The organism is Christiangramia pacifica (assembly GCF_057221535.1).
In genome coordinates, this window is the sequence record NZ_CM170146.1 from 2,200,509 (window position 1) to 2,225,698 (window position 25,190).

General features: G+C 39.0%; 24 protein-coding genes. 9 read left to right on the forward strand and 15 right to left on the reverse strand.

All coding sequences use genetic code 11. The features are described 5' to 3' along the window. Positions 1-43: 43 nt before the first annotated feature. From AC2S94_RS10235 to argH, 4 genes are read left to right on the forward strand one after another with little or no spacing between them, the layout of a single operon-like run. The gene (locus AC2S94_RS10235) at positions 44-991 is read left to right on the forward strand and encodes an N-acetylornithine carbamoyltransferase (RefSeq protein ID WP_484628506.1); all 948 of its coding nucleotides are present in this window, start codon (positions 44-46) and stop codon (positions 989-991) included. Beyond that, positions 979-1,779 carry an acetylglutamate kinase gene (gene argB / locus AC2S94_RS10240; protein WP_484628507.1) on the forward strand — a complete coding sequence of 267 codons (801 nt, stop codon included), beginning with the start codon at positions 979-981 and terminating at the stop codon, positions 1,777-1,779. Before AC2S94_RS10235 ends, argB begins: the two co-directional genes overlap by 13 nt. Further along, entirely contained in the window at positions 1,779-2,849 is a 1,071-nt protein-coding gene (locus AC2S94_RS10245) for a M20 family metallo-hydrolase (RefSeq protein WP_484628508.1), read from the forward strand. Before argB ends, AC2S94_RS10245 begins: the two co-directional genes overlap by 1 nt. Positions 2,850-2,851: 2 nt before the next feature. After that, positions 2,852-4,129, forward strand: a complete 1,278-nt coding sequence (gene argH / locus AC2S94_RS10250) for an argininosuccinate lyase (RefSeq protein ID WP_484628509.1) — start codon at positions 2,852-2,854, stop codon at positions 4,127-4,129. Positions 4,130-4,195: 66 nt separating this feature from the next. On the opposite strand, the gene leuB is transcribed toward argH, so the two are convergent. Genes leuB through AC2S94_RS10270 form a run of 4 tightly spaced genes read right to left on the reverse strand, consistent with a single transcriptional unit; the run spans position 4,196 to position 8,498 of the window. Continuing rightward, positions 4,196-5,311: a 3-isopropylmalate dehydrogenase gene (gene leuB / locus AC2S94_RS10255; protein WP_484628510.1), complete on the reverse strand. Its 1,116-nt coding sequence runs from the start codon at positions 5,309-5,311 to the stop codon at positions 4,196-4,198. Beyond that, positions 5,308-5,937, reverse strand: coding sequence for a 3-isopropylmalate dehydratase small subunit (gene leuD, locus AC2S94_RS10260; protein ID WP_484628511.1), 630 nt, complete (start codon positions 5,935-5,937; stop codon positions 5,308-5,310). The genes leuB and leuD overlap by 4 nt, the downstream gene beginning before the upstream one ends. Then, positions 5,938-7,320, reverse strand: coding sequence for a 3-isopropylmalate dehydratase large subunit (gene leuC / locus AC2S94_RS10265; RefSeq protein ID WP_484628512.1), 1,383 nt, complete (start codon positions 7,318-7,320; stop codon positions 5,938-5,940). 5 nt (positions 7,321-7,325) lie between these two features. Then, entirely contained in the window at positions 7,326-8,498 is a 1,173-nt protein-coding gene (locus AC2S94_RS10270; RefSeq protein ID WP_484628513.1) for a 2-isopropylmalate synthase, read from the reverse strand. A gap of 148 nt (positions 8,499-8,646) precedes the next feature. Here AC2S94_RS10270 and AC2S94_RS10275 point away from each other — a divergent pair, with 148 nt between their 5' ends. Next, positions 8,647-10,191 carry a hypothetical protein gene (locus tag AC2S94_RS10275; protein WP_484628514.1) on the forward strand — a complete coding sequence of 515 codons (1,545 nt, stop codon included), beginning with the start codon at positions 8,647-8,649 and terminating at the stop codon, positions 10,189-10,191. A 67-nt stretch (positions 10,192-10,258) separates the two neighbouring features. Continuing rightward, positions 10,259-11,086, forward strand: coding sequence for a DMT family transporter (locus AC2S94_RS10280; RefSeq protein WP_484630909.1), 828 nt, complete (start codon positions 10,259-10,261; stop codon positions 11,084-11,086). Here the strand turns inward: AC2S94_RS10280 and ypfJ are convergent. From ypfJ to panB, 3 genes are read right to left on the reverse strand one after another with little or no spacing between them, the layout of a single operon-like run. After that, positions 11,083-11,925: a KPN_02809 family neutral zinc metallopeptidase gene (ypfJ, locus tag AC2S94_RS10285; protein ID WP_484628515.1), complete on the reverse strand. Its 843-nt coding sequence runs from the start codon at positions 11,923-11,925 to the stop codon at positions 11,083-11,085. The genes AC2S94_RS10280 and ypfJ overlap by 4 nt on opposite strands. A gap of 51 nt (positions 11,926-11,976) precedes the next feature. Next, positions 11,977-12,681, reverse strand: a complete 705-nt coding sequence (locus AC2S94_RS10290) for an RluA family pseudouridine synthase (RefSeq protein ID WP_484628516.1) — start codon at positions 12,679-12,681, stop codon at positions 11,977-11,979. Positions 12,682-12,703: 22 nt separating this feature from the next. Next, entirely contained in the window at positions 12,704-13,522 is an 819-nt protein-coding gene (gene panB, locus AC2S94_RS10295) for a 3-methyl-2-oxobutanoate hydroxymethyltransferase (protein WP_484628517.1), read from the reverse strand. Between the two features lie 64 nt (positions 13,523-13,586). Here panB and AC2S94_RS10300 point away from each other — a divergent pair, with 64 nt between their 5' ends. Further along, positions 13,587-14,045 carry a nuclear transport factor 2 family protein gene (locus AC2S94_RS10300; protein ID WP_484628518.1) on the forward strand — a complete coding sequence of 153 codons (459 nt, stop codon included), beginning with the start codon at positions 13,587-13,589 and terminating at the stop codon, positions 14,043-14,045. Here AC2S94_RS10300 and AC2S94_RS10305 read toward each other — a convergent pair. The 4 genes from AC2S94_RS10305 to AC2S94_RS10320 form a co-directional block, all read right to left on the reverse strand. Continuing rightward, a complete protein-coding gene (locus AC2S94_RS10305) occupies positions 14,042-15,076 on the reverse strand; it encodes a formylglycine-generating enzyme family protein (protein ID WP_484628519.1) in 1,035 nt (344 codons plus the stop codon). The genes AC2S94_RS10300 and AC2S94_RS10305 overlap by 4 nt on opposite strands. A gap of 89 nt (positions 15,077-15,165) precedes the next feature. Then, on the reverse strand, positions 15,166-16,170 hold the full coding sequence (locus tag AC2S94_RS10310; RefSeq protein WP_484628520.1) for an alcohol dehydrogenase: 1,005 nt from the start codon (positions 16,168-16,170) through the stop codon (positions 15,166-15,168). 59 nt (positions 16,171-16,229) lie between these two features. Further along, positions 16,230-16,928 (reverse strand): CPBP family glutamic-type intramembrane protease, encoded by a 699-nt coding sequence (locus AC2S94_RS10315; RefSeq protein WP_484628521.1) that lies wholly within the window; start codon positions 16,926-16,928, stop codon positions 16,230-16,232. Positions 16,929-16,942: 14 nt separating this feature from the next. Further along, positions 16,943-18,376 carry an L-serine ammonia-lyase gene (locus tag AC2S94_RS10320; RefSeq protein WP_484628522.1) on the reverse strand — a complete coding sequence of 478 codons (1,434 nt, stop codon included), beginning with the start codon at positions 18,374-18,376 and terminating at the stop codon, positions 16,943-16,945. Between the two features lie 214 nt (positions 18,377-18,590). Here AC2S94_RS10320 and dnaK point away from each other — a divergent pair, with 214 nt between their 5' ends. Both dnaK and AC2S94_RS10330 read left to right on the forward strand, forming a co-directional pair. Then, positions 18,591-20,516 (forward strand): molecular chaperone DnaK, encoded by a 1,926-nt coding sequence (dnaK, locus tag AC2S94_RS10325; RefSeq protein ID WP_484628523.1) that lies wholly within the window; start codon positions 18,591-18,593, stop codon positions 20,514-20,516. An 87-nt stretch (positions 20,517-20,603) separates the two neighbouring features. Then, positions 20,604-20,945 carry a hypothetical protein gene (locus AC2S94_RS10330; protein ID WP_484628524.1) on the forward strand — a complete coding sequence of 114 codons (342 nt, stop codon included), beginning with the start codon at positions 20,604-20,606 and terminating at the stop codon, positions 20,943-20,945. Between the two features lie 5 nt (positions 20,946-20,950). Here AC2S94_RS10330 and eutC read toward each other — a convergent pair whose 3' ends face one another. The 4 genes from eutC to AC2S94_RS10350 form a co-directional block, all read right to left on the reverse strand. Next, positions 20,951-21,703 (reverse strand): ethanolamine ammonia-lyase subunit EutC, encoded by a 753-nt coding sequence (gene eutC / locus AC2S94_RS10335; RefSeq protein ID WP_484628525.1) that lies wholly within the window; start codon positions 21,701-21,703, stop codon positions 20,951-20,953. Further along, positions 21,703-23,067, reverse strand: a complete 1,365-nt coding sequence (locus AC2S94_RS10340) for an ethanolamine ammonia-lyase subunit EutB (RefSeq protein WP_484628526.1) — start codon at positions 23,065-23,067, stop codon at positions 21,703-21,705. The genes eutC and AC2S94_RS10340 overlap by 1 nt, the downstream gene beginning before the upstream one ends. A gap of 94 nt (positions 23,068-23,161) precedes the next feature. Then, positions 23,162-24,424: an Nramp family divalent metal transporter gene (locus tag AC2S94_RS10345; protein WP_484628527.1), complete on the reverse strand. Its 1,263-nt coding sequence runs from the start codon at positions 24,422-24,424 to the stop codon at positions 23,162-23,164. An 88-nt stretch (positions 24,425-24,512) separates the two neighbouring features. Further along, the gene (locus tag AC2S94_RS10350; RefSeq protein ID WP_484628528.1) at positions 24,513-25,148 is read right to left on the reverse strand and encodes an alpha/beta hydrolase; all 636 of its coding nucleotides are present in this window, start codon (positions 25,146-25,148) and stop codon (positions 24,513-24,515) included. Positions 25,149-25,190: the final 42 nt, after the last annotated feature.

Consider the following 25,190-nt stretch of genomic DNA (forward strand, 5'->3'; position numbering starts at 1 on the left):
ATTCTGGAATAAGTTCAGAATGACGGTAAAACCAAACTTTAAAATGAAGAATTACATCACATTAGCAGATATAGAAAACCTTGAGACTTTAATTAGAGAGGCTAGAGGCTTAAAATCTAAAAACCCTGAATATAAGGTAGGAAAAGGCAAAACCTTAGGAATGCTTTTCTTTAACAATAGTTTACGTACGCGTTTAAGTACAGAGAAGGCGGCAAAATTATTAGGGATGGAAGTGATGGTAATGAATGCCGATAAAGATGGCTGGGCGTTGGAATTTGAGGATGGCGCAGTGATGAATTCAGATAAGGCAGAGCATATCAAAGAAGCAGCAGCGGTGCTATCTCAATATTGTGATATTATCGCGGTACGAGCTTTCCCAGGTTTGAAAGATAAAGAAAAGGATGAATCTGAACATATTTTAAAAAGCTTTCAGCAATATGCCTCGGTACCGGTGGTAAATCTAGAAAGTGCGACCGGACATCCATTACAGGCGCTTACCGATGCCATCACTATTCAGGAATTTAATAAGGCTGAAAGACCGAAGGTAGTTTTAACCTGGGCGCCACATCCCAAGGCTTTACCGCAATCGGTTCCTAATTCTTTTGCTGAAATAATGCAACGGCTGGAAGTTGATTTTGTGATCGCTAATCCTGAAGGCTATGATCTGGCTCCAGATGTAAGGAACGATGTTAAAGTAGAGCATGACCAGGAAAAAGCGTTTCAGGATGCCGATTTTATTTATGTCAAGAACTGGAGTAGTTACGAAAACTATGGTCAGATTTTAAATGTGGAAGAGAACTGGAAAGTAAATCAGGCCAAACTAAAACATTCGAATAATGCGAAAGTAATGCACTGCCTTCCTGTTAGAAGAAACGTAGTTATAGCAGATGATGTTCTGGATAGCGAAAATTCCATAGTGATCCAACAGGCAAACAATAGGACTTTTGCGGCACAGGCAGTTTTAAAAAGAATTCTGGAATGCTCGAAATAGTTCACAAACCTAAAATGGAGGCTCTTAAGGTCATAAAAATAGGAGGGAAGCTGATTGAAAATGAGGTTTTGCTGAATTCTTTTTTATCTGATTTTGTGAAATTAGAAGGTCAAAAGATTCTTGTTCATGGTGGCGGTAACAAAGCAACAGAAATAGCTGGGAAACTTGGTTTTCAGACGCAAATGATCGATGGTAGACGAATCACGGACAAAAATTCTATGGAAGTAATTACCATGGTTTATGGTGGTTTGCTAAATAAAAATATCGTGGCAAGGCTTCAATCCATAAATCAAAATGCAATAGGATTATGCGGTGCTGATGCAAAGGTTCTGATTTCAAAAAGAAGAGAAGTAAAAGAAGTCGACTACGGATTTGTAGGTGATATAGAAGACCTGAACGATGACTTTATTTCCAGTCTTTTGAAGCAAAATATAGTGCCTGTTTTTTCGGCAATTTCCTGTACACAAGAGGGTGTGCTTTTGAACACAAATGGAGATTCGGTAGCTTCAGAAATCGCGATCGCCATGAGTAAACATTTTGAGACTCAGTTATATTATTGTTCAGAAAAGAAGGGTGTTTTAAAAAATATTGACGATGAAAATTCAGTAATCCGCGAACTGAATTCAGAAAATTATAAAGACCTGGTAAATTCTAAAATCATAACCGATGGGATGCTTCCAAAACTTCATAATTGTTTTCAAGCTATTGAAAGAGGAGTTTCAAGCGTATTGTTAGGTGATTCCGGATTATTGAAAAAGAATTCCATTCATACCAAAATCGTAAAGTAATGCAGTTAGGAGAACTTCAGAAACAGGCGGTAGATCTGCTAAATGAGCTGATTCAAACTCAGTCATTTTCGGGAGAAGAGCACAAAACAGCTAGTCTTTTGGAGAATTGGTTTAAGAAGCATAAAATCCCACATAATCGATTTTTGAATAATATATGGGCTGTAAATAAGCATTTTGATAAGGACAAGCCAACACTTTTGCTGAATTCTCATCATGATACAGTAAAGCCGAATTCAGCTTATACCAGAGATCCATTCCAGGCGGAGATTGAAAATGGAAAATTATATGGATTGGGTAGTAACGATGCCGGTGGATGCCTGGTTTCACTATTAGCCACCTTTACCTATTTATATTCAGAAGAGAATCTAAGTCATAATATTTTATTTGCCGGCACTGGAGAAGAAGAAATAAATGGTAAAAATGGAATAGCTGCTTTACTTCCTGAAATTCCAAAAATCGATGTGGCTATAGTTGGTGAACCAACTTTAATGAGTCTTGCGGTTGCAGAAAAAGGTTTGGTGGTATTTGATGCTGTGATAAAAGGAACTCCTTCCCATGCTGCCCATCCTAATAATGATAATTCCATTTATAAAACGGCGAAAGTACTTGAGTGGTTTGAAAATTTCAAATTGGATAAAGTCTCTAAAAATCTTGGAGAAGTAAAATTAACGGTGACTCAGATCAATGCAGGGAGTCAACATAATGTAGTGCCTGCAAAAACTCATTTGGTGATCGATGTTCGGGTAAATGACAAATACAGCAATAAAGAAATTGAGCAGATCTTAAAAAAGGAGGCTCCGGTAGATGATATCAAAGCGAGAAGTTTACGATTAAATTCATCATCAATTCCGCTGGATCACAAACTGGTAAAGGCTGGAATGGACCTTGGAATGGAAATTTACGGTTCACCAACTCTTAGTGACCAGGCCATGTTGAGTTGCCCATCTTTGAAATTAGGTCCGGGTGATTCCACCAGATCCCATTCTGCAGATGAATTTATTTATGTGAGGGAAATCGAAGAAGGAATTGAAAAATATATCAAATTGCTTGAAAAGGCATTAAAAAACTAGTTATGAAACTCTGGGATAAAGGTATTTCTATAGACAAACAGATAGAAAAGTTTACAGTTGGTAACGACCGTGAATTGGATATGTATCTGGCTGAATATGATATTCAGGCTTCCAAGGCACATGCAAAAATGCTTGGTAAAGTTGGTATTTTAGAAATTGAAGAAGTGGATGCTCTGGTTTCGGAACTGGATTTATTAAAAAATCAGCTTGAGAAAGGACAATTCGAGATCGAGGAAGATTTTGAAGATGTGCATTCCAAAATTGAATATGAACTTACCAAAAAACTTGGAGATACCGGAAAAAAGATCCATACGGCCAGATCTAGAAACGATCAGGTTCTGGTAGCGCAGCAATTGTATTTCAAGGATAATCTTCAGCAGATTTCAGAAAAAACGAAAAGCCTGATTGATGTTCTGCTAGGTCTGGCAGATAAGCATAAAAAAAAGTTGCTTCCCGGATATACTCATTTACAGGTCGCCATGCCATCTTCTTTTGGTTTATGGTTTTCGGCTTATGCAGAATTGCTTATTGATGACCTTTATCTTTTGGAAGCCGGATTGAAAATTATAGATCAGAATCCATTAGGTTCTGCGGCCGGATACGGTTCTTCTTTTCCAATCGACAGAGAATTTACCACAGAAGAATTAGGCTTTTCCACTCAGAAATTCAATGTTGTGGCTGCACAGATGAGCAGGGGGAAATGCGAAAGAACAGTAACATCAAATATTGCATCGCTGGCGAATACGCTTTCCAGGTTTGCGATGGATATCTGTTTGTATATGAGCCAGAATTTTGATTTTATCACTTTTCCGGATGAATTGACTACAGGTTCCAGTATCATGCCTCATAAAAAGAATCCGGATGTATTTGAACTCGTAAGAGGGAAATGCAATAAACTTCAGGCTATCGCCAATGAAATGATTCTGATCACCAATAATCTGCCCAGTGGCTATCATAGGGATTTTCAGTTAATTAAAGAGAATAGTATTTATGCGGTTGAGAACATGAAAGAGATCCTGGATGTTTTTACCCATTCCATTTCTCAGGTTATGGTGAAGAATGTCAATTTGAAAGGCGAAAAATATAAATACCTGTTTACTGTAGATAGCATCAATGAGCTGGTGATGAATGGTAAATCGTTCAGAGATGCTTATAAGATCATTGGAGAGCAGGTTCAATCTGGAACTTACGAGGCGACTGAAGGTATGAAACATACTCATACCGGTAGTAAGGATAACCTGGTTTTGAATCAAATCAGGGCAAAACTGCAACAACTTTAAAAAGACATGCCTCCTGGAGATAATATCTGGCAGGAGGCAGCTGTCTAAACAAACATGAACTAATCTTTAAATTATGGTCATCTGGCCAAGATTAAGGTTTTCATTGTTTACAATATGCCCTTCCGTATCGCTGATCACGCTTTCCAGAAAATCTCCAACTCTTTCAGTGGAGTAGTGGTTATCTTTGTTGATATCAATAGTGCAAACATTAAGTTTGATGCTCAATTCAACGGCTAGGCGCACTGTTTCTGCCTCCTCCTTCAATCCAAGATGATCTAACATCATGGCAGCGGAAAGTACAGATGCAAGAGGATTCGCAATACCCTGGCCTGTTGCCTGTGGATAAGATCCGTGGATTGGTTCAAAGAGAGCATTTTCAGTTCCAACTGATGCAGATTCCAGTAACCCAATACTTCCTCCAATCACGCTAGCTTCATCTGAAATTATATCACCGAACATATTTTCAGTAAGAATAACATCAAACTGTTTCGGGTTTAAGATCATTTGCATCGCAGCATTGTCTACAAAAAGAAAATCAAGTTTTACCTCTGGATATTCCTTACCTATCTCAGTAACTGTTTTTCTCCAGAGTTTGGAAGTTTCCAGCACATTGGCTTTATCAACCAAGGTTAATTTTTTTCTTCTTTCTTCTGCCGACTTAAAAGCCAGGTGAGCAACTCGCTCTATTTCTTCTACAGAATAAGTACAAAGGTCTGAAGCGCTTTTTCCATCTTCAGCAGTACTTTTTTCTCCGAAATATATTCCTCCGGTAAGTTCACGATAGATCACCATATCTGCACCTTCAATATTTTCAGGTTTCAAAGGAGATTTATGAATAAGGCTTTCATATGCTCTAACCGGCCTGATATTGGCAAAAAGGCCAAGTTCTTTTCTAAGTTTCAACAATCCCTGCTCAGGTCTTACTTTTGCTGAAGGATCATTGTCATACTTTGGATCTCCTATTGCCCCGAACAGCACAGCGTCAGACTTTTTACATAGTTCTAGTGTAGACTCAGGCAACGGATCCCCCAACAAATCTATTGCGACGGCGCCTACTTCAGCTTCTTCAAAATTGAACTCATGATCAAATCTATCTGCAACAGCCTTCAGCACTTTCACTGACTGCTGTGTTATTTCAGGACCAATCCCGTCTCCAGGAAGTACCGCTATGTTAAATTTCATATGTTTTCAGTTTGTAGGGTTTGTCGCGGTTCTGCCTTTCCGCTTCTTTTCTTTTCAAATTCTTTAATGGCTTCCAGTTTGCTTGTCAAAAAGTCAATATCATCATAACCATTAATGAGGCAGGTTTTCTTATAAGCATCGATCTCAAAATGTTCCGATTCTCCTGAACTTTGAATACTTATATGCTGCTGTTCGAGATCGATAATCACTTTTTCATCAGCATCTTTTTCTACAGCGGTAAATAACTTATGCAGAAATTCGGGACTTACCTGTACGGGTAATAACCCATTATTCAAAGCATTACCTTTGAAAATATCTGCAAAATAGCTTGACACTACCGCTTTAAATCCGTAGGCTTTTATAGCCCAGGCTGCGTGTTCACGACTCGAGCCGCAACCAAAATTATTTCCGGCAACCAGAATGGAACCTGAGTACTTGTCCTGATTTAGGACAAAATCATCATTTGGTTCACCATTTTTATTAAATCGCCAATCTCGAAATAGGTTTTCACCGAAACCTTCCTTATCGGTCGCTTTCAGAAAACGCGCCGGAATGATCTGATCTGTGTCTACATTTTCAGCATCCAACGGCACGACCGTATCTATTAATTTTATAAACTTCTCCATTTAGTTCAATGTTTGAGTGTAATCTGAAATTTTTCCGGAAATTGCCGTAGCCGCAGCAGTTAGCGGACTTGCCAGGATGGTTCTCGAGCCAGGTCCCTGTCTGCCTTCAAAATTTCGATTACTGGTAGAAACGCAATATTCACCTGCCGGGATCTTATCATCATTCATTGCAAGGCATGCCGAACATCCAGGCTGTCTAAGCGTAAAACCGGCTTCTTCAAAAACTTTGTCCAGGCCTTCTACTTTGATCTGCTCTGCAACCTGACGGCTACCCGGAACGATCAATGCGTTTACGTTTTCAGCTTTCTTCTTGCCTTTGATATAAGATGCTGCAACCCTGAAATCTTCAATTCTGGAATTCGTACAACTACCAATGAAAATATAGTTGATAGGTTTTTCCAGTAAGGTTTCACCCGGCGTAAAATCCATGTAAGCAAGTGCCTTCGCATCACTTTTATTTCCTTCTGTCGGGATAGAACCTGTCAATTTGATACCCATTCCCGGATTTGTTCCGTAGGTGATCATAGGTTCAATATCTTCAGCTTCAAAGGTATATTCCTGGTCAAATTCCGCATCAGCATCGGTTTTCAAGGTTTCCCAGTAAGCTTTCATTTTTTCAAATTCAGCATCTTTAGGAGCAAATTCCCGACCTTCAACATAATCAATGGTTGTCTGGTCTGGCGCGATCAAACCACCACGAGCACCCATTTCAATGCTCATGTTACAAACGGTCATTCTACCTTCCATAGACATTTCTTCGAACACATTCCCTGAGTACTCGCAGAAATATCCTGTACCTGAATTCGTTCCAAGTTTGCTGATAATATAGAGAATGACATCCTTTGGAAGTACTCCATTTTTAAGCTTCCCGTTGACATTCACACGCAATTTTTTCGGTTTTTCAACAAGTAAACATTGGCTTGCAAACACCTGAGTTACCTGACTGGTTCCTATTCCAAAAGCGATAGTTCCGAAGGCCCCATGAGTAGAGGTATGGCTATCTCCGCAAACAATGGTCATTCCGGGCTGGGTAATTCCAAGTTCGGGAGCCATTACATGCACAATTCCATTATAGGGATGTCCCAGACCGTAAAGCGTAATATTATTCTCTTCGCAATTCTGACTAAGCTCTTTTAATTGCTTTCTAGACAGAAGATCCTTCACCGGAAGATGCTGATCTTTTGTAGGGGTATTATGATCTGCCGTAGCGACGATCTGATCCGGACGGAATAACGGAATATTTCTTTCCTTTAATTCATTAAAAGCCTGTGGGCTGGTCACTTCATGTATCAGATGTTTATCGATATATAAAATGTCTGGCCCATTAGGTATACTTTCCACAACATGGGAATCCCATATTTTGTCAAATAAAGTTTTCTTCATAATACTTAAGCGATTGCTCTTGAACTCTTTTTATAGATATCCATGATCGTATGAATATCATGATCTGCCACTTCTTTTTTAGCATCGGCAAAATTCAAAAATTCAGTGTATACGCTGTCCAATTCAAGTTTTGTAAGTTCATACCCCATCTTTTTAGCTTTGTAAGCTAGAGCGGCTCTTCCGCTACGGGCAGTTAAAACTATAGCCGACTCGGTAACCCCGACATCGGCTGGATTTATAATTTCGTAAGTTTCTCTATTCTTAATGACGCCATCCTGGTGAATCCCGGAACTATGAGCAAATGCATTAGCGCCGACGATCGCTTTGTTAGGCTGGACATACATTCCCATTTCTCTGGAGACCATTTTACTGGTATCATACAACAATTGCGGATTGATATCGGTATTCAATTGTAAATAAGGATGTTGTCTCAAGATCATGACGACCTCTTCCAACGCGGTGTTACCGGCACGCTCACCAATTCCATTGATAGTACATTCGATTTGCCTGGCACCGTTTGAAATCCCGGCAATCGCATTTGCCGTAGCCAATCCAAGGTCATTGTGGCAATGACAGGAAATAATAACATTTTCAATTCCAATAACATTTTCTTTGAGGTATTTGATTTTTTTTCCATATTCTTCAGGTAGGCAATAGCCTGTAGTATCTGGTATGTTCAGTACAGTGGCACCATTTCTAACTGCTTCGGAACAAACTTTTGCCAGGAACTCGTTTTCAGTTCTTCCAGCGTCTTCCGCATAGAATTCTACATCATCCACGAAACTTTTAGCATAGGCCACGGCTTCTCCGGCTCTTTCAATAATTTCCGGTCTGCTGGATTTAAATTTGTATTTTATATGAGAATCGGAAGTTCCGATACCCGTATGAATTCTAGGTTTTTTAGCGTATTTCAACGCTTCAGCAGCAACTTTTATATCATTTTTTACCGCACGTGTTAATCCGCATACAGTAGCATTGCGAACGAGTTTTGAAATCTCATTTACAGAAGTAAAATCACCAGGGCTAGATACAGGAAAACCGGCTTCGATCACATCAACCCCGAGTTCATCCAGTCGCGCAGCAATTTTTAATTTCTGTTCAGTATTCAGTTTGCAGCCGGGGACCTGTTCACCGTCCCTCAATGTAGTGTCAAAAATTTCTACCTTTTCAGTACGCATATGAGATTTATTTTACTTTATCTTTATCTAAAGTATCGGAAAGTAAAGGCTTAACCTAGCTGGCTATGAAATGTGTTACGATACTGAAAGATTATAATTTGCCTCGTAAGGTATTGTAAAACAGTACTTTACAAAATATTGATTTACAATGACCAATGATCTCACCGAAAACCTGTTTTCTTTAATTAAATCTTTATCGGCTTCAGAAAAAAGACAGTTTTCTCTCTATGTGGGAAGAGTAGGAGTGAATTCAGATTCAAAATTCCTGAATTTATATAAGGTAATGTCCCGTCAGAAAAAATATAATGAAGCCGAAATTCTGAAGAATACGAGTATTTCCAAATTGCAGCTTTCTAATGTAAAAACACATCTTTATAAGCAGCTATTAATATCTCTTCGATTGAATCCTGCGCACCAAAGTGTACCGGTCCAGATTAGAGAACAACTGGATTTTGCATATATACTTTATCATAAAGGCCTTTATCAGCAGAGTTTAAAATTGTTGGATAAAGTAAAAAGTTTAGCGCTGAATTACGAGGAAAAAAATGTTGCTTATGAAATTCTTGAACTGGAAAAGATCATTGAGTCTCAGTATATCACGCGAAGTATGAATAACAGGGCGGAAACCCTTATAAAACAAACGGAAGAACTGAACCGGCTGAATCTAATTTCCAGCAAACTTTCTAACCTTTCGCTGGAATTATATTCAATATTCTTAAAGATGGGTTATTGCCGTACCGAGGAGGAAGCTCAGGAAATAAAGGACTATTTCAGAAATAAATTACCGGAATACGATTTTAGCGAATTGGGATTTAAAGAAAGACTTTGGTTGTATAAAGCGCATCTCTGGTATAGTTTTTTAATCCAGGATTTTCTGGGTTGCTATCGTTATTCCATGAAGTGGAAAGATCTATTTGTAGAATATGAGCATCTTATTCCTATTCACCCGGTTTCTTATTTAAAAGGAAACCATTACTTACTGGAATCATTATTCTATTTAAATCATACAGATCTATTCGAAAATACGCTGAAAGAGCTTGAAGATTCTTTGCGAGATCCAAAAATTCCACATAATGACAATATTTCTGCGCTTTCATTTTTATATGTATACTCAAATAAACTGAACCTTCGTTTTATGAAGGGTGAATTTGGAAATTCTGATGAGTTGGTAGAAAAGATCAATCAGAAAATTTCAAAATTTAAAGGTCGAATAGATGAACATCATATTATGGTGTTCTATTATAAAATTGCGTGTCTGTATTTTGGTGATGGCAATAACAAGAAATGTATAGAATTCCTGAAGAAGATCATTAATAATAAGTCGCTGGAAATGCGGGAAGATCTTATGTGTTTCTCTAGAATTTTGAACCTGGTGGCACATTATGAAGCAGGATTGGATTATCACCTAGATAGGTTGGTAAAATCCACTTATAAATTTCTGATCAAAATGAACGATATGCATGAAGTTCAGAAAGAAATGATCAAATTCCTGAGAAATCTTCCAGACGTTTCGCCACTGGAAATCAAGGATGAATTCCGGAAATTACATGCAACATTAAAGAAATTTGAGGATCATCCTTACGAGAGAAGGGCTTTTCTTTATCTGGATATTATTTCATGGCTGGAAAGCAATATTGAGAACAGGCCGGTAAAAGCGATCATAAAAGAAAAAAGTCAGGAATATTCAAGGTAAAATCCAGGGTTTGTCAGATAGACGTCAGTATTTAGGAAATATTCTTCAACTTAATTTTGCTGTTCTTTTGATCAGCACTTCAGGATCCTTAGGAAGATATATTACGCTTTCTCCAGTGATCACGATATTTTACCGGTGTATTCTGGCGGTGATAATTTTTTTTCTTTTTTGTAGGTACAAAAAGATTTCTCTGAAGGTGGAGAATAAAAAAGATCTCCTGAAAATGATTCTTGGCGGAATTTTAATGGGAAGTCATTGGATCACCTATTTCTATTCCCTGAAATATAGCAGTGTGGCTATCGCCCTATTATCCCTTTTTACTTATCCTGTAATTACCGCATTTTTAGAACCTATTCTATTTAAAATAAAATTTAACCGGGTTCATATAGCGCTTGGCTTATTAGTGCTTACTGGAATATATTTTCTAAGTCCGGAATTTGATTTGGAGAATGATTATTTCCTGGCAGTAATATTCGGAATTGCTTCTGCTTTATTTTATGCTTTTAGAAATTTATTGATGAAGCGGGAGATTGAAAAATACAACGGAACCGCTTTGATGTTCTATCAGATCCTTGTGGTTGCCGTTATTCTAATTCCAGCAACTTTTTATAGCGATTTTGAATTGGTATTAGGTCAATGGAAACCGCTATTAGTTCTGGCTATTGTTACCACTTGTATTGGTCATACTTTATTTCTGAAAAGCTTCAGAAACTTCAGTGTTACCGCGGCGAGTATTATGAGTAGTATTCAACCGGTATATGGAATCATCCTGGCAGCTATATTTTTGAACGAAATTCCGTCGCTGAAAACAGTTCTGGGTGGTTCATTAATTATAAGTGCTGTGATTATTGAAAGTTTGATTTCCTTAAAAGGAAGTAAAGGTCAAAAAAACTAGTTTAGGATTTCACTGAAAGTATCACCCTGGTTGATGTCTCCCGTTCTATAACCTTTCATAAACCATTTCTTACGTTGCTCGGAAGTTCCATGAGTAAAAGAATCTGGGTTTACGCTTCCGCGAGTTCTTTTCTGGATGGCGTCATCCCCAACTGCATTCGCGGCGCTTAAAGCCTCATCAATATCTCCTTCGCTTAAATATTTCTGATTGTATTTCGTCCAGACTCCTGCGTAGAAATCGGCTTGTAATTCCAATCCAACAGAAAGTTCATTGGCTTCGGTTTGACTGGATTGTTGCTGCAAACTGCGCACCTTGCCAGCAGTTCCGAGTAGATTTTGAACGTGATGACCAACCTCGTGCGCCATCACATAAGCGATAGCAAAGTCTCCACCTTTGGCACCAAATCTTCTTCGAAGTTCTTCAAAAAAAGTGAGATCCATATAGATCTTTTGGTCGGCAGGGCAGTAAAATGGACCACTAGCAGCAGAAGCTCCACCGCAGGCAGTTTGAACAGCATCAGAAAAAAGCACTAGTCCTGGTTCACGATATTGTCTGTTATTTTCGGCGAAGATCTCGCTCCAGATGTCTTCAGTATCGGCAAGTACAACTTCAGTGAAATCACCAAGTTCTTTTTCTTCAGCGGTAAGTTCTCGGGTTTCTGTAGGTTCGCCAGTTCCTTCAAGTTGATTCAAAACTGAAATATCGCCATCGCTCAGAATGAATTGTGCGATCACGAAGATCACTCCAATAATTCCGCCACCGGCAATTAATTTTCCTTTACCTGATGAACCTCTGCGGTCTTCAACATTATCACTTTGTCTTCTGCCTCGCCATTTCATATTTTAAACTTTTGTCTAAAAATAATAATTAATGACATGTAAAACTTCTAATTATTTCATAATAGCATCCCAAATAGGATCAGAAGGGGGAGGAGCAATAATGTGAATCGGTTCCTTCTTAACCGGATGCATGAATTTTAATTCTCTGGAGTGTAAATGGATGCTGGCATCTTTATTACTTCGTTCAAAACCGTACTTAAGATCTCCTTTAATGGGCGAGCCTATAGCAGACAGCTGACTTCTGATCTGGTGATGTCTTCCTGTATGAAGATCTATTTCCAGCAGAAAATAATTATTCAGTTCTTTGATGAGTCGGTAATCTAAAATTGCTTTTTTACTATCGGGGACTTCATTTTTATGAGCATAAGATTTATTCTGCTTGGAATTTCTTTTCATAAAATGGATTAGTTCACCAGAATCATTTGGTGGCGCATTTTTCACTATAGCCCAGTAAGTCTTTTTAGCTTTCTTATTCTGAAACAATTTATTTAGTCTGGGAAGAGCTTTCGAAGTTTTTGAGAAAAGTACAATTCCACTGGTAGGCCTGTCTAAACGATGTACCACCCCAAGGTAAACATTGCCAGGTTTATTGTATTTTTCCTTTAGATAAGATTTAACCACCTCACTTAAAGGTTTGTCTCCAGTTTTATCTCCCTGGACAATATCTCCGGGGCGTTTATTTACTACGATAATGTGATTATCTTCATGTAATACCTGAAGATTATCCTTAGTAGAAAGTGTTTTGTCCTGATTCAAGCCGAAACTTTAGAAATCTGTTTTAATATTGTTCGTCGTCTGATGGAAAAGCCTTGCTCTTCACATCATCTCTATAATTTTGAAAGGCCTTGGTCATTTCACCGTGTAGATCTGCATAACGACGTAGAAATCTTGGATTAAATTCGTGAGTCATCCCAAGCATATCGTGTACAACCAATACCTGACCGTCAACTCCGTTTCCGGCGCCAATTCCAATAACCGGGATCGAAACGCTTTCAGCTACTTCTTTGGCAAGATCTGCAGGAACTTTTTCCAGCACCAAAGCGAAGCAACCCATTTTCTCGAGCATTTTCGCATCAGATTTCAATTTTTCAGCTTCCTGTTCTTCTTTCGCTCTAACCGTATAGGTTCCGAATTTATATATGGATTGCGGAGTAAGTCCTAAATGTCCCATTACCGGAATTCCAGCATGAAGTATACGTTTGATACTTTCTTTAACTTCTTTACCACCTTCAAGTTTAACAGCATGTCCGCCGCTTTCCTTCATAATCCTTATCGCAGATCTCAAGGCTTCCTTCGGGTCGCTCTGGTAACTTCCGAAAGGAAGATCCACGACTACCAAAGCACGACTTATCGCTCTAACCACACTCGTGGCGTGATATATCATCTGGTCCAGGGTAATAGGAAGAGTAGTTTCGTGACCTGCCATCACATTACTGGCAGAGTCACCAACAAGGATTACATCTATTCCCGCACCATCAACAATTTGCGCCATGGTAAAATCGTAAGCCGTAAGCATACTTATCTTTTCCCCATTAGATTTCATGTCTACAAGAGACTTAGTTGTGATACGTTTGTATTCCTTTTTTGCAACAGACATTTACTTGAATTTAAATTTGAGTAAAAGTAGTAAATTCGTGAACCACATTCAAAACTACTTCCGGATGAAAAATTTAATTATAACACTTCTATTATTATCCAATATCACTGCATTTGCTCAAAATGATAATAATGAGGGAACTCCTCAAAAATTGGTTGAAGATTTCTTTGAAGCTTTTCATGCTCAGGATACGATTAAGTTAAAAAAATTCGCTTTAGACGGAATTAAACTGGAATCTGTTTCTATGGATGCAAACGGAAATACAAAAATAAGCTCAGATGACTATTCGAAATTTCTGAAATCTATAGCTTCAATTCCTGCAGATGCAAGTTTTGAAGAGAAGTTACACGACTATAGAGTTGAAGCAAATGGATTACTGGCTACGGTGACTACTCCTTACTCATTCTATTTCAATGGAAATTTTTCTCACTGTGGAGTGAACAGTTTTCAGCTTGTAAAATTTAATGATGAATGGAAGATCGCTTACCTGATAGATACAAGAACGAAAGAGGATTGTGATTAAATATCTTTAACGCATCTGAATCCTGTGTGCTCCAGGCCGGTATCCGGGGCAGAGCTCATTCTGGCGGAATTTCTGTAACCGGTGCAGTAAGATTCGCTGCAGAGAAATGATCCTCCTCGAATTACTTTTTGCTGATCCATATTCACAAAATCCTGGAAATAACCATCGTTTCTTTCATCAAGTTTTGAATAAGCGTCAGGATGATAAGTATCCAGACACCATTCCCAAACATTTCCGGAAGTTTCATATAAACCGAAATTATTCGGGGGAAAGCTTTTTACAGGTGCTCTCTTTTTGAATTGGTCTTCTGCCAGGTTTTGTCTCGGAAAATTCCCCTGAAAGAAATTTGCCATTTCCGGAGCTTTTTCGAAATCGTTACCCCAATGATAGATAAGAGTATCATTTCCTGCTCGATTAAAATATTCATATTCAGCTTCGGTAGGTAATCTTTTTCCGGCCCATTTTGCGTAAGCCATGGCGTCATACCAGGAGACCTGAACTACGGGATAATTGTCTTTTCCTTTGATGTCACTTCCAGGTCCTGTAGGATTTCGCCAGTTTGCCTCTTTTTCAAACTTCCACCACCATTCAGGATTATAGGGATCAAAAACGAGCGCACCGGGTTCATATTTCTTTCCTTTTATTTCGAAAGATCTTTCAGCCGTAGTCACATAACCTGTTTCTTCCACAAATTTTCTGAATTCTGCATTGGTCACTTCGGTTTCATCTACGTAAATTGCTTTGATCTTTTCGCGATGTCTGGGAAATTCATCCTGCCTTGCCTGGCTGCTATTTCCACCCATCATATACATACCGCCGTCAAGTTTGACCATACCTAATGTTGAAGTAGAATCCTCTCTGGTTTTTATATAGGAAATTTCTTTTAAATAATTTTCATGATAATCACCGGTCTCGATCTCCGGCTCCTGTTCAACTACCTGTACAGGTGAGTTTTTCTTAGAGTCATTGCAGGATAAGAGAATGAAAATTGATGAAAAAAGCAGTATTGATGACCTAAATTTCGATGACATTTTTCTGAAAATAAGGCTCAAATATAGCAATAAAAAAACCGGAAAATCAATTCTCGATCTTCCGGTTTTCCAGGCTAGCATTCTAGAATCTATGGCTTCAATACCACTCTGAATCTTGCCTCATTATTCATCATTTTTTCAAAAGCTTCAGCAGCTTTATCTAATGGAAATTCTTCGATCATCGGTTTTGTTCCCGTCATCGCACTGAAGTTCAAGGTGTCTTCAGAATCAATTGCGGTACCGCTTGGCCAACCTGCGGCTGACTTTCGTCCCATCAATAACTGCATTGGAGAAACTTCTATTGGCTCTCCTGTGGCGGCTACCATTAAAAGTTTACCGTCAATTCCAAGACCATCTACCACAGAGGTGATAGCATCGCTATGTGGAGCAGTCGCAAGAATAAGTTTTGCACCGCCTAATTTTTGCAATTCTTCAGCGCCATCTTTTTCTTCAGTATTAATAAAATGATGCGCACCAAGTTCATTAGCCAGATCTTTCTTGTCGTTACTATGTGAGATCGCTACGGTTTTCATCCCCATTTTATTCGCATACTGAATGGCTAAATGACCAAGACCACCAATTCCCTGGACGGCAACAACATCACCAGCTCTAACTCCGGAATTTCTCAAGGCATTAAAAACTGTAATTCCTGCACAAAGTAGGGGAGCTGCATCTGCTGAAGATAAATCTTCAGGAATATTTGCGATGGCCTCTTTTGGCGCGACCATATATTCGGCATAGCCTCCATCATAAGAAATCCCGCTAACTTTGGCATTTTCACAACTTATGAAATCACCACGGCGACAAGGTTCACATTCAAAACAATGTCCGCCATGCCAGCCAACACCTACGCGCTGTCCTTTCTTCCAATTTGATACATTCTTCCCAACTTTTTCCACCACGCCAACAACTTCGTGTCCAGGAATACGAGGATATTCCAAACCGGGGAAACCGCCTTCTTTTACAAAATTATCGCTATGGCAAATTCCACAAGCTTCTACTTTAATTAAAACTTCATTTTCAGAAGGGCTCGGTTTGTCAACATCTTTAATGATAAAATCTCCACCTGCTTCTTCAATTACTGCTGCTTTCATATTTCAATTTATTTTTTGGAAAAAGAAGTTACGAAATGCAAAGCCAAATTAATTTAAGGCTATGTTAAATAGGAGAGGCTGTAAGGGACTACTACAATTAGCACAATTGAGTTGTTCATGCTGTGCATCAATATTGGCCAGATCATTTCTTTATTTTCCAGTTTAATTTTTCCGAAGAAAAAGCCGGCTATGATGCGGGGAAATATCATTAGAAAAAGAGCAAGATCAAGTTGAAAACTATCCACGTAGTTGTAGATATGCACAAATCCGAAAATGATTGCACCAAGAATCCAGATGATCAGGTAATAGCGATGAAGCCAGTAGCAGATTTTGCGGTAGTATTGGCTGGGAACCAATTCACCTAAGGCATAGTAAACCAATCCCAGAACTCCCAATAACATTAGATACTTCAATGTCCAGTGGGCATCTTCGGGTAGAACTAAAATTGCTGTGATATATAATATAGCGCACAAAAAAACCTTAAGGCTGGTCGCTGTAGGTTTTAAAACACTTCTGAAAATACTCTCTTCCAAAATTGGTGCTACTACTGCTGCGAGAAAGATAAACTTTAAAGGGCTTTCCTGAAGAGTTTCGAAAAGTTCTAATTGCTGGTACTTTTCAAGATCCAGATTAAAAATGAAAGTATTTAGAATCTGAAGCACGAAAAAGAAAAGAAAATAGCACAAGACCATTAAAGCAAAGTTTCTAAATAGATTCTTCACTTTGAGCTGAACGTTGTTTTCCCTTAGTACATTCAAATTCAACTTTTGTTTTAGCAGTCGCTGAGACTAACCTTCACCGCAAGTCCTCCTTCAGATGTCTCCTTATATTTTTTATTCATGTCTTTCGCTGTATCCCACATGGTTTCAATTACTTTATCTAATGGAACTTTAGCACGACTGGCATCGCTTTCCATGGCAATTTCCGCAGCATTGATTGCTTTTATAGCTCCCATGGCATTTCTTTCAATACAAGGGACCTGAACGAGGCCACCAATAGGGTCACAGGTTAATCCAAGATGATGCTCCATGGCGATCTCACTGGCCATTAGCACTTGTTCTGGTGTTCCTCCCATCAATTCGGTTAATCCACCTGCAGCCATTGCTGAAGAAACTCCAATTTCTGCCTGGCATCCTCCCATCGCTGCTGAAATAGTAGCGCCTTTTTTGAAAAGACTTCCAATCTCTCCTGCTACCAGCATGAATCTTTTCAAATCTTCAAAAGTCGCTTCATGATTTTCGATGCACATATAATACATCATGACGGCGGGAACGGTTCCGGCACTTCCATTGGTTGGAGCAGTTACCACCCTTCCCAGAGAAGCATTAACTTCATTTACACTTAAAGCAAAGCAGCTAACCCATTTAAGGATCTGGCGGAATTTCACTTCTGTTTTTCTTATCGCAGGGATCCAGTCCTCAACTCCTGAATAATTCGTCTCCCCGATAAGCCTCTGATGCATTTCGAAAGCGCGTCGCTTCACATTTAATCCTCCTGGAAGAGTTCCTTCAGTATGACAACCAATAAACATGGATTCCAGCATGGTGTCCCATATCTGTCTTAATCCGCTGTCAATTTCCTCTGGAGAGCGTAAAGACTTCTCATTTGCAAGCACTATTTCAGAAATACTTTTATTTTCTTTTTTACAGAAATCAAGTAATTCGGTCGCCTTTTCGATCGAATATGGAAAATTCTGAAAATTCTTGATCTTTTTACTCGCGTTTTTACGCTCTTTCTTAACCACAAATCCACCTCCGATGGAGTAAAAAGAAGAAGACGTTTTTTTACCATTATATAGACAGGCTCTGAAAGTCATTCCGTTGGGATGAAACTCAAGGAATTTACGGTTGAACTTAACATTTTCAGTTATGTCAAATGCAATATCTCTTTCACCATTTAGCGAAAGTTTACCGCTTTCCCTGATGCGATCAATTTCAGATTCAATAATTGAGATATCCATGGTAACAGGATCGTGACCAAGTAAACCTAAAAGAGTGGCAATATCGGTGGCATGTCCCTTTCCCGTAAGACTGAGAGACCCATAAAGATCTATATGGATTTTTTCAACTTCTTCAAAACGATCTTTTTTCTTCAGTTCGCCAATCCAACGTTGTGCCGCCCGCCATGGTCCTAAGGTGTGAGAACTTGATGGTCCTACGCCAACCTTCAGCATGTCAAAAACGCTAATGCATTCTATTTTTCGCATTCAGAGTAAAAATTTGAAGACAAAAATAAGGAATTGTGAATGCTGCCCATGAAAAATTGATAAAATTATATCGTTGTGGTTTCAGCCGGTATTCAGCGAATGACAAGGTGTTTGGAAAAAGTGACAACCTGTCAGAAGAATTGTGCTGGCATAATGATTGACTTCTAGTGAGTGTAAAATTGATAAACTAACGTAAAAAACAAGTTATATAGTTATGAGTAAAGTAATTGGAATTGACTTGGGTACCACCAACTCCTGCGTTGCCGTAATGGAAGGTAGCGAGCCAACGGTGATACCTAATGCCGAAGGAAAAAGAACTACACCTTCTGTAATTGCATTTGTAGAAGGTGGCGAAATAAAGGTTGGTGATCCTGCAAAGCGTCAGGCAGTAACTAACCCACAGAAAACAATTTCTTCTATCAAAAGATTTATGGGGAATAAGTTTTCTGAATCTGAAAGAGAAGCGGGTAGAGTACCTTATACCGTAAAAAAAGGTGATAATGATACTCCTCGTGTAGAAATTGACGGTCGTCTATATACTCCACAGGAACTTTCAGCTATGGTACTTCAGAAAATGAAGAAAACTGCTGAAGATTATCTTGGACAGGATGTAACCGAAGCAGTTATTACCGTACCTGCGTATTTTAATGACTCTCAGCGTCACGCAACGAAAGAGGCTGGTGAGATCGCAGGTCTTAAAGTAAGAAGAATTATTAACGAGCCAACCGCTGCAGCACTTGCATACGGATTGGATAAAAAATCTCAGGATCAAAAAATCGCTGTGTATGACCTTGGTGGTGGTACATTTGATATTTCTATTCTTGAATTAGGTGATGGTGTATTTGAGGTGCTATCTACTAATGGTGATACTCACCTTGGTGGAGATGACTTTGATGAAGTATTGATCGATTACCTTGCAGATAACTTCCAGAAAGCTGAAGAAATTGATCTAAGAAAAGATCCTATGGCACTTCAGAGATTGAAGGAAGCTGCTGAGAAAGCGAAGATCGAGTTATCTTCTTCTTCTCAAACAGAGATCAACTTGCCATATGTTACTGCTACTTCTAGCGGACCAAAACACCTTGTCGAGACAATTACAAGATCTAAGTTCGAGCAGTTAGCTTCAGAATTGGTAACCAGATCTATGGAGCCTGTGAAAAAAGCGCTTAGCGATGCAGGCCTTTCAAAATCTGATATTGACGAAGTAATTCTTGTAGGTGGATCAACTCGTATCCCTAAGATCCAGGAAGAAGTTGAATCTTTCTTCGGAAAGAAACCTTCTAAAGGTGTGAACCCAGATGAAGTTGTTGCAATTGGTGCAGCGATCCAGGGTGGTGTACTTACAGGAGACGTTAAAGATGTATTGCTTCTAGATGTTACTCCACTTTCTCTAGGTATTGAAACTATGGGAGGAGTAAACACTAAGTTGATCGAAGCGAACACTACAATCCCAACCAAGAAGTCACAAACATTCTCTACTGCGGCCGATAATCAGCCATCTGTTGAGATCCACGTACTTCAGGGAGAGCGTCCAATGGCGGCAGATAACAAAACAATTGGTAGATTCCACCTTGACGGAATTCCACCAGCGCCAAGAGGAACTCCTCAAATTGAAGTGACTTTCGATATTGATGCCAATGGTATCATTAAAGTAAGCGCTACAGATAAAGCAACTGGTAAGTCTCAGGATATTCGAATCGAAGCTTCTTCAGGATTAACCGAAGAGGAAATCGAAAAAATGAAGAAAGAGGCTGAAGCAAATGCTGAAACTGATAAGAAAGCTAAAGAAAAAGTTGATAAGCTGAATGAAGCTGATGCAATGATCTTCCAGACTGAAAAGCAGTTGAAAGAATTTGGTGATAAATTATCTGATGATAAGAAAAAACCGATCGAGGAAGCATTAGAAGAGTTGAAGAAAGCTTATGAAACTAAAGAAGTTGAAACGATTCAGCCAGCTTTAGACAAGATCAATGAGGCATGGAAAACAGCTTCAGAAGAAATGTATAAAGCCCAGGCAGAAGCTCAGGGTGGAGCCAACGGACAGCCAGGTGGACCACAACAAGGTGCAACCGGAGCTGAAGGTGGAGACGCTAAGAGTGGAGATGATGTAGAAGATGTAGATTTCGAAGAAGTGAAGTAATCTTTGAATTACGATAAATTGAAAAAGCCTCGCAGAAATGCGGGGCTTTTTTACTTTATTGCACTATGTAATTTAAAATTTGACTTTTTGAAAAAGCTTCTATTCATACTTGCCTGTCTATTTTTGATCTCCTGTTCAGATGATGATCTTCAAAATTGTGGGAGTGCCGAAGGTAAAGCCTGGTTTAATGCATTTAAAGCCGAGCTTGATGAAAATTGTTCCTTTGAAATCTCAATCTTCAAAGGAAATTATAACGAAAAAACCGTCTATTATCAGCTAATTACAGATCCACGTGTGAATTTCCAGGCTATGCTTGAATTTTACGATTGCGAAGGTAGGTTGGTAACAAATCTTACGGCTGAAGAGAGTAACGATTACCTTAATCAACAGGGAAGAAATGACGAAAAACTATACACCTGTTCCGAATAGATGTATTAATTTTTTTCAATTTCACCTTGCAAACCAGCTTTCAATTTTACTCCACTTAATTTTCTACGGAAAGATTCTTTAATGAAATATAGTAGTAAATCTGCTGCTTTTTCAATGCTTAACCCATTTTCGTGAATATTGGAAATACAGTTCCGGCGTTCATCGGTAATGCCAGGTTTAGGCTCAAAAGTGGTGTAAATTCCGAGACTTTTTGGCGAAGATAATCCCGGGCGTTCTCCAATTAAAACCGCGGTAAACTGAGCATTGAGTTTCTCTGCAATCTCATCACCAATGGCGACCCGGCCATATTTTACCACACATAGGCCTATTTTGTAATCATTTAACTTGGGTGTAATTTGCTGTAGTAGCGGAATGGCTCTTTCGTTTATAGCATCGGCTGCAAGTCCGTCGGTGAGAATAAAGAGGATATCAAAATCGCCATTTTCAGATTCTGAAGTTTGTGCCAGTTTTTTACCAAGATCAGGACGTTTTAAATATTCTTTTCTATCAGAAACTTTGCTTTGAAACTGGTAAACCGGAACCTTGAAATTTTCTAATTGTTGCAATAATTCTTCTTCTTTTAGATCTGAATAAATTGCATCTTTAGTAAAAGCATGGTCCTCCTGAAAACTTAGCACTTCCTTGGTTGGTAAACTACCACCGGAATTTCCTAAAGCAATCCTTGCTTTTGAGAGCGATCTCAAATTCTCCCAAGGATCTTTCTGGAGATAGTTCTTACTTGAAATTTCTTTTGCCATTATTTTAGTGTTAGAATTTGCTCAGGAATTTCATTGCGATTTCCCTGTTCATCCATAATTCTCATTTTCAGCAACCATTCTTCAAACTCCGGAGCGGGTCTTTTATTCAAAACTTTTCTCAAGTACATGGCATCATGAAAGGAAGTTGACTGGTAATTCAGCATAATATCATCGGCTCCGGGAACTCCCATAATATAATTACAGCCAGCGACGCCCAAAAGTGTTAGCAGAGAATCCATATCATCCTGGTCGGCTTCTGCATGGTTGGTATAACAAACATCACAGCCCATTGGTAAGCCGAGTAGTTTTCCGCAGAAATGATCTTCCAGGGCAGCTCTTGTAATTTGTTTTCCGTCATATAAATATTCCGGACCAATAAATCCAACTACAGTATTCACCAGAAAAGGATCGTATTTTCTGGCAACCGCATATGCTCTTGCTTCACAGGTTTGCTGGTCAACTCCGTGATGAGCATCTGCAGATAGAGATGAGCCTTGGCCTGTTTCAAAATACATCATCTGGTTTCCAATCGTTCCTCGATCCAATTCCTTCCCTGCATCATAAGCTTCCTGCAATAACTTAAGATCTATACCAAAAGATGAATTTGTTTTTTCGGTTCCGCCTATCGATTGAAAAATTAGGTCAACCGGTGCTTTGTCAATGATCTCCAGCGTAGTTGTTAAATGACTCAAAATGCAGTTCTGAGTTGGGATGTCGTATCGCTGTCTGAAGTCATCCAGTTGTTTTAAAAGTTTAGAAACTTCCTGCGGATTATCTGTCGCCGGATTAATGCCAATGACTGCGTCCCCACAGCCATACATGAGTCCGTCGATAATACTGGCGGCAATTCCTTTGGGATCATCAGAAGGATTATTTGGCTGTAAACGAACCGAAAAATGCCCCTTCTTACCAATCGTATTTCTGAATTTAGTGACCACTTCAATTTTTGAAGCTACAGAAATCAGATCCTGATTTCTCATGATCTTCGAAACGGCTGCTGCCATTTCGGGAGTTATACCGGGAGATAGTTTATTTAGTGTATCAGCATCAGTTTTATATGAAAGCAGAAAATCTCGAAATTCACCAACCGTTAGGTTGGCTATTGGTTTAAAGGCTTGAGTATTATGATTGTCAATGATCAGCCTGGTAACTTCATCAGTTTCATAAGGGATGACCAGATCTTCCAGAAATCTTTTCAACGGAATTTCGCTTAGGCAATATTGAGCAGCAATTCGCTCTTTATTGTCTTCAGCAACAACACCGGCAAGGGCATCTCCAGATCTTTCCGGAGTAGCTTTTGCCAGAACGGTTTTCAGATTTTTGAAAGAATATGTTTTTCCGCGAAGAGTGAATTTGTACGCCATAATTGCTCCAACCTGAACTTAATTTACGAAGATTCAGGAACGGTGAGCAATCATTTTTAAGATTTAAGTTTTATTTAATTTTCTGAAGAATCAATCACACGAGGAGGGTATAAATATAAATCCCAGCAAAAATTACCAGTATAGCGAAGCACAGAAGACTGAAAATTCTATAGGTTTTTCCTGGTCTTTCATTAATCGGCATTTGGTTTCCTGTAACAATCTTAAAATTAAACCAGGCAATCACTGGTGCAGATAAGAAGGACAGCGCGGTGGCAAAATCGATCAAGGCTGTGAAGGATGTTCCGAAGAAATAAAGAATTAGAAGGGCTATTAACGGAATCAGGAATACATTGATCTTGTAATTTCTCCATCGTTTCTTTTTAGGATGATCTACTTCCATTTTATTTTCAGCCAGGATCTCGGAAATCACCCTCGGAAAAGCATCGGTAACGGCCAGAGTGGTAGAGAACATTGCGATAAAAGCGGCAATTCCAACAATTGGTCTGCTCCAGTCGCCAAGTGTTTTTCCATACATATCAATCAGCTGACCCGAAAACTCCACGCCACTGCTTGAAAAACTGAGTCCGCTTCCAAACATTATCAAAGCTCCCATGAGCAGAAATAGAATTCCGATGAACGCGGCAGCAAAAAAGCCAATATTAAAGTCGGTAAAAGCTTCCTTAACACTGGTTCTTCGATTATTTCCTTCCGCCTTTTCCGTAGTCCAAATCGAATGCCATACCGATGCATCGAGCGGAATAGGCATCCAGCCCATAAATGAAATGATGAATGCGATCCCGGCTTTATTCCAGATTTCGGGAGGGGTATAGGAAAGTGCATTTTCAAGCCTTCCATCTCCAAAAGCAAAAATTACCGCAGATAATGTTGCGATCGCGAGAAGGCTAATGATAATCTTCATAGTGGTGTCCAGTGCTGAATATTTACCAATTAGCAACAGTGCAATACAGATTCCAAGCACAATAAAACTCCAGGTGAAGATAGACCAGCCCATACTAAAAAGCTCTTCGGCAAGACCGGCAGAAACTATGGTAACCGCAGCCTGGACAATGAACATAGTTCCCACGGTCACTATTATAAAAATTCGATAGGGCCATTTACCCATTTTGCGATAACCGGTAATCAAATGATCCCCGGTAGCCGCAGCATAACGCGGTCCGAATTCCAGAAAAGGATATTTAGTAGCGCAGGCGAGGATGAGAACCCAGATCAAAAGAAATCCATAATCGGCGCCGGCACGAGTAGATTGAACCAGGTGAGAAACACCAATTGCTGCTCCGGCGAGTAAAAATCCAGGACCAATAGTTTTAAGGATAGATGATTTTGATTTTTGATTCATTCATTTCAAATTAAGATTTCCCTGTCACATTCTATTTGCGAAAGAATTTGAAAATTTGCGCTATTTAAATGCATAGAGAAATCTCAAATTAAGCAAATTTTGAGATCAATTCTGTATTTACTTCGTGGCCACCTTGGAAAGTTAGAATCTCAAGATTTTCTGGAAAGATCTCATTCAATCGTTTTTCTTCTACCGTGATTATTCCAGATTTTAAATATTCATCTTCAGTACCGTAGATAAAAGCAAAATTAGTGTCTTTCAAGAACTGAAAATCTTCAGCTTTTAATTCCTGGGGAACCTTCCCGGAATGCATGATCAGGTTTTTACATCTGACGTTTCTTCGGGCTATAAATCGAGTAGCTACAGAAACTCCCTGGGAATAGCCCAAAATATTCAGATTTTCAACATTTGCAAGATCCTCAGCTTTATAAACCGCATCGAGATAATTAAGCATATTCTCTACCTCAAATTCTGTATTTTCTCTGGTTAGCCAGGAAGCGCCAACATGTCTATATTCACCATTCAGGTAATATTTTGACTGAGCCTGTGGAGCGATAATGTAATTTTCTTTAGGATCCAGATGTTTGAAATATTTTAGAAAGTATCGGCTTAAATAGCCAATCCCGTGAAAAACAAGCCATACCGTTTTAGTATTTTCAGTTTTCTCGTTTAGGGTGGAATAGGTATTAGAAATAGCGTAAGAAAGACTTTTCTCTTTGCTCATGGTTGTTTGCTGTTTTGTATTTTTACAAAGTAACCAATCTTT

Bases quoted from the DNA above. Each gene is read 5' to 3' on its own strand.
- AC2S94_RS10235 (WP_484628506.1), top strand. From the start codon at position 44: ATGAAGAATTACATCACATTAGCAGATATAGAAAACCTTGAGACTTTA.
- argB (WP_484628507.1), top strand. From the start codon at position 979: ATGCTCGAAATAGTTCACAAACCTAAAATGGAGGCTCTTAAGGTCATA.
- AC2S94_RS10245 (WP_484628508.1), top strand. From the start codon at position 1,779: ATGCAGTTAGGAGAACTTCAGAAACAGGCGGTAGATCTGCTAAATGAG.
- argH (WP_484628509.1), top strand. From the start codon at position 2,852: ATGAAACTCTGGGATAAAGGTATTTCTATAGACAAACAGATAGAAAAG.
- leuB (WP_484628510.1), bottom strand. From the start codon at position 5,311: ATGAAATTTAACATAGCGGTACTTCCTGGAGACGGGATTGGTCCTGAA.
- leuD (WP_484628511.1), bottom strand. From the start codon at position 5,937: ATGGAGAAGTTTATAAAATTAATAGATACGGTCGTGCCGTTGGATGCT.
- leuC (WP_484628512.1), bottom strand. From the start codon at position 7,320: ATGAAGAAAACTTTATTTGACAAAATATGGGATTCCCATGTTGTGGAA.
- AC2S94_RS10270 (WP_484628513.1), bottom strand. From the start codon at position 8,498: ATGCGTACTGAAAAGGTAGAAATTTTTGACACTACATTGAGGGACGGT.
- AC2S94_RS10275 (WP_484628514.1), top strand. From the start codon at position 8,647: ATGACCAATGATCTCACCGAAAACCTGTTTTCTTTAATTAAATCTTTA.
- ypfJ (WP_484628515.1), bottom strand. From the start codon at position 11,925: ATGAAATGGCGAGGCAGAAGACAAAGTGATAATGTTGAAGACCGCAGA.
- panB (WP_484628517.1), bottom strand. From the start codon at position 13,522: ATGTCTGTTGCAAAAAAGGAATACAAACGTATCACAACTAAGTCTCTT.
- AC2S94_RS10300 (WP_484628518.1), top strand. From the start codon at position 13,587: ATGAAAAATTTAATTATAACACTTCTATTATTATCCAATATCACTGCA.
- AC2S94_RS10305 (WP_484628519.1), bottom strand. From the start codon at position 15,076: ATGTCATCGAAATTTAGGTCATCAATACTGCTTTTTTCATCAATTTTC.
- AC2S94_RS10310 (WP_484628520.1), bottom strand. From the start codon at position 16,170: ATGAAAGCAGCAGTAATTGAAGAAGCAGGTGGAGATTTTATCATTAAA.
- AC2S94_RS10320 (WP_484628522.1), bottom strand. From the start codon at position 18,376: ATGCGAAAAATAGAATGCATTAGCGTTTTTGACATGCTGAAGGTTGGC.
- dnaK (WP_484628523.1), top strand. From the start codon at position 18,591: ATGAGTAAAGTAATTGGAATTGACTTGGGTACCACCAACTCCTGCGTT.
- eutC (WP_484628525.1), bottom strand. From the start codon at position 21,703: ATGGCAAAAGAAATTTCAAGTAAGAACTATCTCCAGAAAGATCCTTGG.
- AC2S94_RS10340 (WP_484628526.1), bottom strand. From the start codon at position 23,067: ATGGCGTACAAATTCACTCTTCGCGGAAAAACATATTCTTTCAAAAAT.
- AC2S94_RS10345 (WP_484628527.1), bottom strand. From the start codon at position 24,424: ATGAATCAAAAATCAAAATCATCTATCCTTAAAACTATTGGTCCTGGA.
- AC2S94_RS10350 (WP_484628528.1), bottom strand. From the start codon at position 25,148: ATGAGCAAAGAGAAAAGTCTTTCTTACGCTATTTCTAATACCTATTCC.